Source organism: Oligella sp. HMSC09E12 (assembly GCF_001808505.1).
Lineage (GTDB): Bacteria > Pseudomonadota > Gammaproteobacteria > Burkholderiales > Burkholderiaceae_B > Oligella > Oligella urethralis.
On the sequence record NZ_KV793603.1, the window covers coordinates 1 to 13682 of the forward strand.

The window sequence follows — 13682 nt, forward strand, 5'->3', positions numbered from 1 at the left end:
CGTTCTTGATCTTCGTATTACCCGCATTAATGCCTTCGGTGGTTAGACTAACATCACCGGCGGTAATGCCTGTGTTGCTCACTTTTACCTTATCACCGACGCTTAGACCATCGTTATTCAGTAACGTCTCACCGGCTTTGACACTATCAATGTCAAGATCTTTCGCTAAGGCAATACGAACGACACTATCCTCACCCTGCTTCTCAATAGAAGTCATGAGGTTCTTACCCGCATCGAACTTAGACGCATCTGTATTCTCATCAGCGCCTTTAATCGTCACGGTAGAACCTAGCTTAGACGTTTGAACACCACCCGTGTTGGCATCAAAGTTAAGACCTTTGTAGACTTCACTTGCAACTGCAAATAGTTGACTGCCGTTAATAGCATCTGTGGAAGTAGCCGAAATCTCACCGGCAGCTAGGTTTTGGAGTCGACGCTCACCGCCACTATAACCAACACTCACTGCCCCAGAAGCTTTCGCTCCAGCAAAAGTGAATAGTTGCTCTTTCTCTTCACCATTTACTGTAAATATAGCTTTGTCTACTTTGCCTTCGTTACCGGCTGTTGTGGTATCTCCCTCTACACCATCTGCTGTCCAATTCGGTGCTCCTATTGCATCGCCATACCCAACTACGGACTGATGACCCAAATAAACGGAGTTCTCAACGTCAGCTACAACCTCACTACCAAGCACAAAGGTGTTAGTAACACCTTGAAGAACTTTGTTTTCATTACCAATAGACGCCGAATTATTGCCCCTCACTTCTGAGTCATTACCGATAGCAATAACTCCCTCGATAGCTCGATTTCTCATATCACGTGGTCTTCGTTCGAAAGAATTAGTGTTATTACCAATGACAATATTTTTATTGCCTGGAACATTATATCCGGCTTTATTTCCTAGAGAAATATTATCGCTGCCTTCTGACCGTGACCCTGATAGCCTACCAAGGGAAATATTATTGCTACCTTTTAATTTTTGTGCTGAACCTTCTCCGCTCGAAATATTACCGTCACCATCTAATTCATTGCCCGAACTGTATCCGAAGGAAATATTATTATTACCTTTTAGGTCACGTGCTGCGTTTGTACCACTTGAGATATTATGGTCTCCCTTCAGACCTAGTCCAGAAGCCACCCCGCTCGACACATTAGCCTCACCCTTTAACTTGTTCCCTGAGGCATAGCCGACGGATACGTTATAGTTTTTTTCTAACTCCACTCCTGAGGCGTATCCTAGCGAAATATTGTAATCACCTTTTGAGTTTTGCCCCGCGATTGTACCGCTAGAAAGGTTATGATTACCTTCTAATTTATTGCCCGAGAAATGCCCAAGGGAAATATTATTATTACCTTTTAATTCTTTCCCTGATTCTGTACCGCTAGAAAGGTTATGATTACCTTCTAATTTATTGCCCGAGAAATGCCCAAGGGAAATATTATTATTACCTTTTAATTCTCTCCCTGCTTCTGTACCGCCCGATAGATTATTATCACCAGCCAATTCTTGCCCCGACTGACGCCCAAGGGCAATATTGTCATTACCTTTTAATTTATCTGCCGCATAATAACCAACACCTGTATTATAGTCACCACGCAGATTAGTAGCGCTAAATGCACCTAGCATGGTATTGGAATAACCAAAAAGCTTTTTACCTGAGCCTGTCCCAACCAACACACTCTGAGTAGTAAAGGCATCTATCCCCGCCTCTCTTCCGGTAAACACATTCCCTTCAATAGCAAGTGGACGACCACCACCGGGGGTTTCTATAGCCCTAAAACCCTTTTCAAATGGGTCGTTTTTTGCTTTCACCCCATATTGTTGATATTCTTTAGCCCGTTCGTCAAACTTACTAAAGTCCTCTGTTATTTCGCCAGCCCTTTCTCCTATCACCACAGAACCCCCAGCACTTGGCAGTTTGCTGCCATCAGCTAGGGTCAGTTTCATATCCTGTGCATGGTGCCCAATGACCACACTATTCGGTTTGTCTGTTTTGGCATTAGAACCGATGGCCATTGTGCCACCTGTGCTTTTACCTTCTTTATAGACGGAATCCGCATAAGCACCCACACCGATAGCAATATCCCCAGCACCTTTGGCGCCTTTATTATCATAATTACCATCGCCAGCGCCCGCCGAAGGACTCTTGATACTAATATAACGCTGCTCATAAGTTGCAAGCACTTGATTTTCAGGCACGGAGCGATCAGGGTCGTTCATAAAAACATAAGTACCGTCTGCTTTTTTTATCACTTCACGCAGTTGATACGTAGATTGGCCCATCTTATATAAAGCATAGTACCTAACAACAGGATTTGTACCATCTGGTACGTTATTAGCCTGCGCACTTAGTGTCAACCCTCCCCCGATTAGCAGGGCAGTACCCACTACAACGCCTTGCAAATTCTTCTTATTCTTATCTAAAGAGTGACGCTCATGGTTAGCACCCTTTTTTGCAATTAGCACCCTTTTTTGCAAGCTTTTCATATTGTCTTTCATTGAACTGTACCTAGTGATGATAAATCCAAACTTGATTTTACCACTAAAACCAGCACTACCTAAGGGGGGGGTAAAACGTAGGTAATTAGCAACAGCCGGAGCTAATAGGAATAAGCATCACAGCGATCCAGCCATCGATACTTACAGACGATTGATGGCAAGTAGCACCAAACAAAATGACTGATAGCGCATCAGCAACTATCAGTCATTTTTTTAGCTTACCCTTTAAAAACTTAGGCTGGGAAACTACCTACAACATTACCGTCTTCGCGCCAAATCACGACCGTGGCAGGACGAGGGCGGGTTGCTTGGTCGCCGTCAGGCCAAGTAGAGGAACCGGTTGGGTTATTCTGCGCTTCTTCAACCGTTGGTGTCTTGGTGCTATTTTGCGCCTCTTTAAGCATCGGCCCTTCGCCTGGGTGCTGGATATTAACAAAGATATACTTCATATCAGGCGTCCAAGTAATGCCGGTGACCTCACAGCCGCGTGGACCCACCATAAAGCGACGTAGCACTTTACTTTCGGGATCCGCTACCAACATGCTGTTATTACCCTGACCTTCATACTCTCCCTGATTAGAGTAATTACCATCGGTCAAAATCCATAATAAACCACGCGGATCCACCGCTAAGCCATCGGGACTATTAAAGGTATTGCGCTTATCGATATTGCTCGAACCCGCTTTATCATCCTGATGAATATTTGGGTTACCGGCTAGGACAAAGACATCCCACTCAAAGCTATCAGCCGTGGCATCATTCGCTGCTTCACGCCAGCGTACAATCTGACCATAGCTATTTTTATTGCGCGGATTAGGACCGTAAATACCGGGGTGCTTAGGACCACCTGGATAACGTGCTTTATCACTACCACGGTTAGAGTTATTCGTTAAGGTCACAAATACCTCTTTGCTATGTGGATGCACGGCCACCCACTCTGGGCGATCCATCGGTGTGGCGCCGACCGCATCGGCCGCTTGACGCGTATGCACCAATAACTCACCCATATCCGCAAATAAATCAGCCAAACGACCACCGTCAACGGTTGCCGTCTCCAATACTAACGGCACCCATTTACCGGTACCCATATAGCCCTCACTGGCTTCATTATCACTGAATACGGCGACGTAAAGCGTACCCTCATGCAATAGCTCACGGTTAGCTTTGTCGTTATTCGGATCAAACTTGCCGCTAGAGATAAATTTATAAATATACTCACTACGCTGATCATCACCCATATAAACAACCACACGATTATCCGGTGCTAGCGTAATGGCAGCATTTTCATGCTTAAAGCGACCTAAGGCAGTCAGTTTTTTAGGCTTTGATTCCGGATCAAAGGGATCAATTTCTACCACCCAACCAAAGCGATTCACTTCGTTCGGCTCGACTGTCCAGTCAAAACGCTCGTCATGGGTATCCCAACGATAACCCTCATCAGAGCTTTTGCTTGAACCCTTATAGCGCTGTAATAAAGCGGTTTGTTTATCATTTAAAAAGGCACTGTACTCAACCTCGTCGGCGTTTTTATTACCCACACCGAAATAATCGGTGAAGTTTTCCTCACAGGTTAAGTAAGTATTCCAGAAGGTATAGCCATTACCACAATTACCGAAGGTACCGTACACCTCACGACCACTGCCGTCCTTATTGGTACGCACTAAATCGGTGCCAGCTGCCGCACCCACTAATTGCATTAAGGTGTTGGCATTAATATTGCGGTTGTATTTAGAGTCTAGTACTGGTTCCCATAAGCCCTTATCATTTAAACGTACATGAACCACTGAAGCGCCTTGAGCGTGCTGTGATTTACGCACCCAATCCGCATTCCAACCCTCACCGCCGGGAACCACGCCCTTAGGATAGAAATAGTGCGGGGTCACATACTCGTGGTTGGTCACTAATAAGCCTTCCACGCTACTACCGCTGACACTGTCTTTTGAATCGATCGGGAAGAAGTGCAAGCCGTCGTGGTTAAAGCCGATTTGCTTTAACTGATCATCGCCGCTATCAGAGGCATCACCGCGGAATTCTGGTGAGTCACTATGTAATTTATCACCCCAACGATTAATTACCGCATACTTATAGCCCTCAGGTAAGGTGATCGTATCCAAGCCATTCGCTTCCAAACCTGCAAAGGCTTTCAGCTCCTCAGGATTAAATTTGGCTAATGCGGCACCCTGAGAGGCACTCACACCCTCTGCTGCCTGTGCATTAGTAAAGGGATTTAAACCCAAACCAAAAAAGCCGATGGCGCCAAGACCTAAACCGGCTTTTAAAAAATTACGACGTGATTGTGCGGCAACCACTAAGTCGTGAAATGGCGTTGTTTCTACCGGGTTAGCGGCGATATCATCTAAGTCAAAATCCTTCATGGCAATACCTGTCTAAAGAATGAACAAATAGCGGTATTCTCACACAAGATTATTGCTGTTTTATGACTCAATGCTAGGCTAAGCCCGAGTGTTAGACAAACGCCACTCAGGAGCCCCTTATGCTGGACCGACCTTAGCAAACAAATGCATATCCTGACTCAAATCACCACTGGCACGAATCTGTTTTTTATAAGCCGCTGCAAAATCCAGCATGCGATCAATGGGTTTAGCGGCCGCCGCAGCTAAGTGAGGATCTAAATGAATTTCGCCGCTCCCTGCTTCTAAACAATGACGTATGCCCACTAAATCATTCATCGCCATCCATGGACAAAAAGCACAGCTCTTACAAGTAGCACTCGTGCCAGCGGTCGGCGCAGCAATAAAGCTTTTATCTGGCGCTTGTTGGCGCATCGCATGCAGAATACCCTGATCCGTTGCCACAATATACGTCGGCGCATCTAATGCCGTCACTGCCTGAATTAAACGACTGGTTGAGCCCACCACATCAGCGAGTGCAATTACCTCAGCATTAGACTCTGGGTGTACCAATACCTTTGCCTCAGGATATTGCTGTTTAAGCGCCAATAATTCCTGCGCTTTAAATTCATTATGCACAGTACAAGCGCCCTGCCACATCAGCATATCCGCACCGGTCTCTTGTTGAATATAGCGCCCAAGGTGACGATCCGGTCCCCAGAGAATTTTTTTGCCTTGCTGATGTAAATACGTCACGATTTCAAGCGCAATTGAGGAGGTCACGACCCAATCGGCTCGCGCCTTCACCTCAGCGCTAGTATTAGCGTATACCACCACCGTACGCCCAGGGTGTGCATCACAAAAGGCACTGAATTCATCCGGCGGACAGCCTAAATCCAAAGAGCAGTTAGCCTCCAAATCTGGCATCAAAACACGCTTATCCGGACTCAAAATTTTGGCGGTTTCCCCCATAAATCTCACCCCCGCCACAATTAAGGTGCTGGCCGGATGCTCACGCCCGATACGAGCCATTTCCAACGAATCACCCACACAGCCACCGGTCTCCAGCGCCAAGTCCTGTAGCTCCGGAGCCACGTAGTAATGCGCGACTAAGGCGGCATTTTGCGCTCTTAATTGCTTAATAATGGCTTGCTTATGCGCCTCCATTAGCTCCTTAGATAATGGCTCTGGTACCCGTGCCCAAGCCTCCTTCACGGTATAACCAGCACTGGCCTCGGTCGCCGTCGCTGGCACATCAATCGGGATGGCAATTTCCGCGCCACCAGCGCTACAAGTCGATAATACGCTCACAGATACTCCTTTAATTCAATATCATCACTAGCCACATATTATGCTCAATTTGAGCATAATATGCAAAGCCTTATTTATTTTTGTGTATTTTTCCAAGCATTTGCCCTAAAGCCCTTCTGTTAAACTAATCAACATCTCTAAAGGAAGGACTGATGGAATCCGGAACTGATTTTTCTACGGCAAATACCCCTGAAGGGGTAGCGGAAGTGGTGGCAGTCTTAGTGGCAGTCACTGAGTTAAGTGCGAGGGTACTTACCGTCGATAGTGGTTGCGCCTTGCCCTATGGTCCCTTTACGCCAGTACATCGCTCCTTGCAAAGTGGTGTTAGAGCGTGGGTGCAGGAGCAGACACGACAACCCATGGGCTACGTGGAGCAGCTTTACACCTTTGTCGATACCACGCGTAGCCGTGCTTCTGGTCATCCGGTAATTTATATCAGCTATTTAGGACTGGTACGTGAAGCAGCGGAGTCCTTGCTACAAAGCCAAGCCAAGTGGCTTGATTGGTATCTTTACTTCCCATGGGAGGATCATCGCCAAGGCCGACCTGCCATGATTGATGAGCTGTTTATCCCTCGCTTTCAGGCATGGATTGAGGCTGCGACAGATGAGCAGAGCAGACAGCAACGTCAAGCTCGAGTCGCCATGTGTTGGGGCTTAAATGGCAATGCGTGGTTAGATGAGCAGGTGCTATCGCGCTACGAGTTAATGTATGAAGTGGGCCTAATACCGGAGTCCCCCTACCGAGAGCAGCCGCTCGCTGCCGCATCGGTCGGCCGGTTTATGAAGCATGACCACCGGCGCGTCTTGGCCACCGCCATTTCCCGGCTGCGCGCTAAAATCAAGTATCGACCGGTGATCTTTGAATTAATGCCACGGGAGTTTACCCTGTTGCAACTGCAAGAATGCATCGAGACGCTAGCAGGTATGGAGCTGCATAAGCAAAACTTCCGCCGCCTAATACAGCATCAGGAGCTACTAGAAGCCACCGGCCAAAGCATTGTGCTGGGTCGCGGTCGCCCCGCTCAACGCTATCGCTTCAAAGATACCGTGCTCTTAGAAAGCATTTTATCCGGCAACAAGCTCCCTCTCAGCCGCTAGCGATTTGTACTACATCCGCCCTGCATCAACAATCTCACCCATGCTCAGGGTGTAATAACGATCGGCGACCTGCTTAGCCAGATGGTGGTTTTGTTCAGAAATCAACATGCTGATGCCCTTTTGCTTTAGCTGCATAATCATCTCAATCATTTGATCAACGATCACCGGTGCCACCCCCTCAGAGGGCTCATCCAATAGCAACATCAAGGGATTACCCATCAAACTGCGGGCCACACTCAACATTTGTTGTTCGCCCCCACTCATCTTACCGCCCGGGCGGTCAATCATCTTGCCAAGATTTGGAAAAAACTGATATATAGCCTCTTCGTTCCAATAATACACTGGCTCACCGTCAGGCCAATAACGCGCAGGCTGACGCCCAGTCTGTAGATTTTCCTTAACCGTCAATTCAGTAAATATACGCCGATCCTCTGGTACAAAACCTAAGCCGGCACGGGCGATTTTATAGACTGGCAATTTGCTAATATCCTGACCATTAAACAGCACCTGACCCGCTTTATGATCCAGTAGATTCATAATGGCTTTGAGCGTGGTAGATTTACCCGCCCCATTGACGCCCATCAATGCCACCACCTCACCTTTTTTTAGCTCTAAATTCAGATCAAACAGCGCTCTAGCACGACCATACCAAGCAGAAAGTTGCTTAACACTCAATAAGCTAGCTGAACTTTGCATTTAAACCCCCGCCTCTGTTGACAGCACACGCTGACCTAAATACACGGCACGTACTTGCTCATTTTCAGCAATGTCAGCTGCCGTTCCTTCGGCAATTAAACGCCCTTCAGCCAAGACTAAAATGCGATCGGCATAGTTAAAAACCACATCCACACTGTGCTCGGTAAATAAGACCGCCATGTGTCGCTGCAAGGAGAGGGATTTGACTAAGCGCATCAGCAAATGACGCTCGCCGGGCGCCATTCCCGCCGTCGGCTCATCCATCAACAACAGTGCCGGTTGATGCGCTAATGCCATGCCCAATTCCAGACGCTTCACATCACCATAAGCTAACTCACTGGCTAAACGATGGGCGACATGCTCCAGCCCCACCTGAGCGAGCATGTCTTCAGCCTCAGGACTGCTAACACCCTGACGGCGCGCTTGATTTAAGGCAACCTGCATATTTTCCAAGACGCTCATCGAATGAAACACGGTCGCAATTTGAAAGGTCCGACCAATGCCTTTAGACCAGATACCGGCGGCATCTAAGCCCTTGAGTGACTGCCCTTTAAAATAAATCTCACCATTACTCGGCGCTAACTGACCACCCACCATATTAAAAATCGTCGATTTACCGGCGCCATTAGGACCAATTAAGGCGAGCATTTCACCGCGCTTAATATCAAAGGAGGTATCGTTTACCGCCCAAAATGCACCATAACGCTTAGCAATATCCTTGACCTGCAGAATAAGCTCTCCAGTCACAGCACGCTCGCTACTTGGAACCGTCGCCTCTAGCACCTCACTGCCACTTGTCGCCACTGACTGTAAGGGCTGAGATCCAGGTGGCACCGTGCGCTTAGGCGCAAAGCTGAAGCGATGTTTAATACTCACCAAACCGCCGGGTAATAGCAACACCAAAAATAAGATAATGACCCCTAATAAGGCCTTCCAGTACTCGCTAAATAAACTGACCCAGTCATGCAACACCACATAGCTCACAGCACCGACGACCGGACCACTAATGGCCTGAATCCCGCCTAATAAGACCATCACCAAGCCATCAACCGAACGCCCCACACTCAGCTCATCTGGCGAGATACTCCCTTTGGCATAAACAAATAACACCCCACTGATACCAGCAAAAAAGCCCGCCACAATAAAAGCCTGCCATTGTACTCGCTTAATCGGAATACCGATCGCCTGCGCCCGTAGCGGCGCATCTCTACTAGCACGCATGGCATAGCCAAAGGGCGTAAAAATCAAGCGCCGAATCAGCAATAATGAAATCGCCACCACCACCAAGCTAAAGTAGTAGTAATAACGTGGCTCAGCCAATACCCCTTCTGGCCAAATTCCGATCAGCCCATTGGAGCCGCCGGTAAAACCATCCCATTGGAAAATCACCGACCAAATAAACTGTGCAAACGCCAAAGTCAGCATGGCCATATAAATACCTGTTAAGCGTACACTAAACCAACCGAAAATCATCGCCGCCACCAGTCCGCCCAAAGGTGCGAGCAACATCACTAGCCACATTGGCCAAGCGAGTTGCGTCACTAACAGCGCCGCTGTATACGCCCCCACACCAAAGTAGGCCGCATGTCCGAACGACACCATACCTGCTGGCCCGGCAATAAAATATAAACTACTGGCAAACAGCATCATAATTAAGCCGTCTTGCATAATCAGCATTAAATACGGCCATTGCTGTGCCAAGGCAGGGAAAGTAGCCAACAGCACAAACATTGCTAAAGCGCCAAGCCGATAATAGGGTAGAACCTTGATTCAGCGGTGGCTCACTATGTAAGGCGCGCGGCAGACTTTGTTGTGGCTTACCGAGCAGCCCCCAAGGGCGGAAAATCAGCACCAAGGCCATCAACACAAACTGCATCACTAAGGTCAGTTGACTAAATTCTACCGTCACACCAAAGAGCGTCTGTGAACCTAAGAAGATACAAATAGCCTTAATTTCAGATATCAATAAGGCGGCTAAAAAGGCGCCCGGTATTGAACCCATGCCACCAATCACCACCACCGCAAACACATCGCCGATTAAATTTAAATCAATGCTTAAACTCGCCGGTTCACGCGGTAATTCCAAGCCTGCGGCCAGGGCAGCAATAAAACTACCCAAGGCAAATACCGCTGTAAAGAGCCACGCTTGATTAACCCCCAGCGCAGCTAACATTTCCCGATCATGGGTAGCGGCCCGCACATACAGACCAAAACGTGTAAAGCGCAATAAGGCCCAGACTGCCAACAAAATCGCTGGCCCCAACAAAATTAACAATACATCGTATTCGGGAAAGGAACGATTTAATATGCTTATCGCCCCCTCTAGCCCGGGTGCTTTAGGACCAAGTAAATCCTCTGGCCCCCATTGCCACAGTACAACATCACTGATAATCAATAAAATGGCAAAGGTCGCTAGTAATTGAAACAGCTCCGGCGCCTTATAAATACGACGCAATACCAATATCTCAATGAATGCAGCCAAGACCGCCACAATCACAGCTGCGACAACAATACTGCCCCAAAAACCCAATACCGACTCGGTGCCCCAACGCATGCTAAAACTGTAAGCAAGATACAGTCCCAACATATAAAAAGAGCCGTGGGCAAAGTTCACCACACGGCAAACACCGAAAATAATGGTCAGACCTAAGGCTGCTAAAAAGAGGCTGGAGGTACTCGCTAAACCGTTAAGCAGCTGAATTAATAACGCTTCCATGGTGCACTTCTAAAATAAAATCGGCCTCTGTTGCTAATTGCCTGAGGCCGACTTAGTCACATTAACTAATCGCGTGTGGGACGTAATGCGGCGACCTCTTCATCCGTAGGTTGCACATCCTTGCCGTCTACATACTGAATATTCGTCATCACGCCTACACCGTCCTTGACATCCAAGGTACCCACATAAGCGCCCATGGTCGATTGATGATCCTGCGGTCGATAATAAATTGGCCCGAGCGGTGACATATGCTCAAGCCCTTTGAAAGCAGCAATTAAGTCCTCGGTCTCGGTGGAGCCAGCCTTTTCAATACCGGCAGCAAGCGATTGCACCATCATATAACCGACGATAGAACCCAAACGAGGATAGTCATTGAATCGCGCCTGATACGCTTTTAAAAAGGCATCATGCTCGGGGGTATCAATGGCATACCACGGGTAACCTGTGACAAACCAACCCACTGGCGTATCCTTGCCCAAGGTATCTAAATACTCGGGCTCCCCACTCAACATACTGACGGTGGGCAGATTATCAAATACCTTGCGCGTTTGACCGGCACGCACAAACTTCGTCAAATCCGTACTAAAAAGCACGTTAAAGAGCGCCTCGGCACCGGAATCCGCTAGGGCTTGAACCACACTACCGGCATCAATTTTATTTAAAGGCACGGCCTGTTCTAAAACAAACTCAATATCGGGCTGATGCTTACGCATCTCGGCCTTAAAGGTCTCGATCGCTGACTGACCATATTCGTAGTTAGGATAAATCAGAGCCCAACGCTTTTTCTTAAATTCCAAGGCTGTGGGTACTAGCATACGTGTTTTCATGTAGGTGGAATCACGTAAGCGGAAGGTATAACGATTGCCATTACCCCAGGTCATTTTATCGCTTAAGGGCTCACCTGCCAGAAAGAAAACCTGACGCTGCCGTGCAAAATCAGCTAAAGCTAAGGCGATATGCGATAAAAAGCTGCCTGACAACAGATCGACCCGATCACGACTTAAGAGATTTTGTGCTTCACGCACGGCGGCACCAGGACTACCACCATCATCACGGATAATCACTTCCAACTGCTTACCGCCAAGCAAACCGCCCGCTGCATTTACCTCATGCACGGCCAACTCAATGCCCTTTTTATAGGGCTCTAAAAAGGAGGGAATGGTTTTATAACTATTAATCTCACCAACCCGAATAACCTCCTTAGCAACAGCCATCGGTGCATTGAACAAAAAAAGACTGAGTACGGCGCCTTTAAATAAATTTGAGAGACGGGCCATCGTTTACTACCTCTAATAAATGATTTAAAATCTAAACGTTTAAAACCAAGATTGTATTATAAAGAACTAATCTATAGATTACTGTATTTATTTTAAACACTGGCAGCTATCAATTAAGTCCATTGTTTTTAATAAAGCATAATCTTCACAATACGGAATTCACAATATGTCAGCTTTTTTAGAAGGTAAGGTACTTAGTGTTCACCATTGGACCGATACCTTATTCAGCTTTACCACCACCCGTGATGAGGCGCTACGTTTTAAAAATGGTCATTTTATTATGATTGGTTTACCGGTTGATGGCAAACCGCTTTTACGTGCCTATAGTGTGGCTAGTGCGAATTACGAGGATCACTTAGAGTTTTTAAGTATTAAAGTGCCTAATGGTCCATTAACCTCTCGCTTACAGCATATCAAGGTCGGCGATAGTATTATCATCGGCCGTAAGCCTACCGGCACCCTAGTGCTCGATTATTTACTACCTGGTAAGCGCCTATATCTACTGTCTACTGGTACTGGTTTAGCGCCGTTCTTGAGTATTACGCGTGACCCTGAGACCTATGAAAAATACGATGAGGTGATCTTAGTACACGGCGTACGTACTGTGGCTGAATTAGCCTATTACGATTTATTCACTAAGGATCTCAAAAATCATGAGTATTTAGGTGAAATGGTCACTAATCAGCTTAAATACTACCCGACAGTGACGCGCGAGGATTTTGTTAACCGCGGTCGCATCACCCAGCATATTGAGACGGGCAAGTTATTTGAGGATTTAGGCGTACCACCGCTTAACCCAGCAGAAGACCGCGTGATGATTTGCGGTAGCCCGGATATGTTACGTGATCTTAAAGCCATGGTTGAAGCACGTGGCTTTGTTGAGGGTAATACCTCAACACCCGGCGATTTCGTGATTGAGCGAGCATTTGCTGAACAGTAATTTATAAGACATGGCAAGGTAGCATTAAATACCTTGCCATTTTTTTATGCGCTAAAAATAGCTTTCCAAGAGTCTACTAGGCTACTTATAGAAAGAACACATTCTACGGCTAATTACGATGAAGACGAAGCGTATTGTTATTTTCTTGCTGTTTGTGCTATTACTTACTGCGGCTTTCTTTGTTTATCGTTATTTTCCACTTCAAACACAAGCGGATCGTTGGGATGAATCACTATATCAGCCCTATGAAGCACTTTGTGAGATTGAAATTCCTATTTTAGTTAATGAGACCGGTGACAATAACTCCAAAGTTAACTACCTCACTTGGCAAAGCATCTTATTTTTCCCACTCCCTAGCGAGGCGATAGGCGGCTCGCGCAAGGGCATCTACGACCATGCAGTGAGCTTCGGATTTGAGAAAAAATGTCCTACCGTCTTTAATTATTTTTTGTTATATGAGCTATATCCCGACCATGTGAGGGAGCCATTTCTTAAGCATAATCACACCTTCGAGACGCAAAGCACAGCAACAGAATCATCGCCTCAACATTGTGAACTCAGCCTGAGTCTTCCTAATATTTATGAAGATTTTGCAGAGCGGCTAAGACAACATTTAAAGCTACGCCTGAGCTCCTTTGAAAGCGTCACCGCTGTCAATCCTTTAGATGGTCATACCGTACTTGCGCAATTAGCCTTTAATAGCGGCTGCGATCAGGTATTAGCGGACTACATTATGCAGGATATGATGCCGGCGGATTATTTCAAACAGCAAAGTCATTAAATACCTTGCC

General features: G+C 46.9%; 8 protein-coding genes and 2 pseudogenes. 3 read left to right on the forward strand and 7 right to left on the reverse strand.

Annotated elements, in window-relative coordinates; all coding sequences use genetic code 11:
* The 3 genes and pseudogenes from HMPREF3179_RS09205 to nadA all read right to left on the reverse strand — a co-directional run.
* A pseudogene (locus HMPREF3179_RS09205) lies at positions 1-2500 on the reverse strand (hypothetical protein); the annotation flags it as partial.
* Positions 2501-2733: 233 nt separating this feature from the next.
* The gene (locus HMPREF3179_RS09210; protein WP_070470858.1) at positions 2734-4875 is read right to left on the reverse strand and encodes a PhoX family protein; all 2142 of its coding nucleotides are present in this window, start codon (positions 4873-4875) and stop codon (positions 2734-2736) included.
* 117 nt (positions 4876-4992) lie between these two features.
* Positions 4993-6162 carry a quinolinate synthase NadA gene (gene nadA / locus HMPREF3179_RS09215; protein ID WP_141743466.1) on the reverse strand — a complete coding sequence of 390 codons (1170 nt, stop codon included), beginning with the start codon at positions 6160-6162 and terminating at the stop codon, positions 4993-4995.
* A gap of 152 nt (positions 6163-6314) precedes the next feature.
* Between nadA and HMPREF3179_RS09220 the strand changes: the two genes are divergently transcribed.
* Positions 6315-7262, forward strand: a complete 948-nt coding sequence (locus HMPREF3179_RS09220) for an NUDIX hydrolase (protein WP_070470860.1) — start codon at positions 6315-6317, stop codon at positions 7260-7262.
* A gap of 9 nt (positions 7263-7271) precedes the next feature.
* On the opposite strand, the gene HMPREF3179_RS09225 is transcribed toward HMPREF3179_RS09220, so the two are convergent.
* The 4 genes and pseudogenes from HMPREF3179_RS09225 to HMPREF3179_RS09240 form a co-directional block, all read right to left on the reverse strand.
* Positions 7272-7958 (reverse strand): ABC transporter ATP-binding protein, encoded by a 687-nt coding sequence (locus HMPREF3179_RS09225; RefSeq protein ID WP_018027085.1) that lies wholly within the window; start codon positions 7956-7958, stop codon positions 7272-7274.
* Complete coding sequence (locus HMPREF3179_RS12530; protein WP_246824431.1) at positions 7959-8606, reverse strand: ABC transporter ATP-binding protein; 648 nt, start codon at positions 8604-8606, stop codon at positions 7959-7961.
* A gap of 207 nt (positions 8607-8813) precedes the next feature.
* A pseudogene (locus HMPREF3179_RS12020) lies at positions 8814-10674 on the reverse strand (ABC transporter permease); the annotation flags it as partial.
* Positions 10675-10739: 65 nt separating this feature from the next.
* The gene (locus HMPREF3179_RS09240) at positions 10740-11951 is read right to left on the reverse strand and encodes an ABC transporter substrate-binding protein (RefSeq protein ID WP_070470865.1); all 1212 of its coding nucleotides are present in this window, start codon (positions 11949-11951) and stop codon (positions 10740-10742) included.
* Between the two features lie 166 nt (positions 11952-12117).
* On the opposite strand from HMPREF3179_RS09240, the gene HMPREF3179_RS09245 reads away from it, so the two are divergent.
* Both HMPREF3179_RS09245 and HMPREF3179_RS09250 read left to right on the forward strand, forming a co-directional pair.
* Positions 12118-12891 carry a ferredoxin--NADP reductase gene (locus HMPREF3179_RS09245; RefSeq protein WP_018027082.1) on the forward strand — a complete coding sequence of 258 codons (774 nt, stop codon included), beginning with the start codon at positions 12118-12120 and terminating at the stop codon, positions 12889-12891.
* A gap of 118 nt (positions 12892-13009) precedes the next feature.
* On the forward strand, positions 13010-13672 hold the full coding sequence (locus HMPREF3179_RS09250; RefSeq protein WP_070470867.1) for a hypothetical protein: 663 nt from the start codon (positions 13010-13012) through the stop codon (positions 13670-13672).
* Positions 13673-13682 lie beyond the last annotated feature (10 nt).

Excerpts from the sequence above, each read along its gene's own strand:
- HMPREF3179_RS12530 (WP_246824431.1), bottom strand. The coding sequence starts at position 8,606 with ATGCTCGCCTTAATTGGTCCTAATGGCGCCGGTAAATCGACGATTTTT.
- HMPREF3179_RS09210 (WP_070470858.1), bottom strand. The coding sequence starts at position 4,875 with ATGAAGGATTTTGACTTAGATGATATCGCCGCTAACCCGGTAGAAACA.
- HMPREF3179_RS09225 (WP_018027085.1), bottom strand. The coding sequence starts at position 7,958 with ATGCAAAGTTCAGCTAGCTTATTGAGTGTTAAGCAACTTTCTGCTTGG.
- HMPREF3179_RS09250 (WP_070470867.1), top strand. The coding sequence starts at position 13,010 with ATGAAGACGAAGCGTATTGTTATTTTCTTGCTGTTTGTGCTATTACTT.
- HMPREF3179_RS09245 (WP_018027082.1), top strand. The coding sequence starts at position 12,118 with ATGTCAGCTTTTTTAGAAGGTAAGGTACTTAGTGTTCACCATTGGACC.
- HMPREF3179_RS09220 (WP_070470860.1), top strand. The coding sequence starts at position 6,315 with ATGGAATCCGGAACTGATTTTTCTACGGCAAATACCCCTGAAGGGGTA.
- HMPREF3179_RS09240 (WP_070470865.1), bottom strand. The coding sequence starts at position 11,951 with ATGGCCCGTCTCTCAAATTTATTTAAAGGCGCCGTACTCAGTCTTTTT.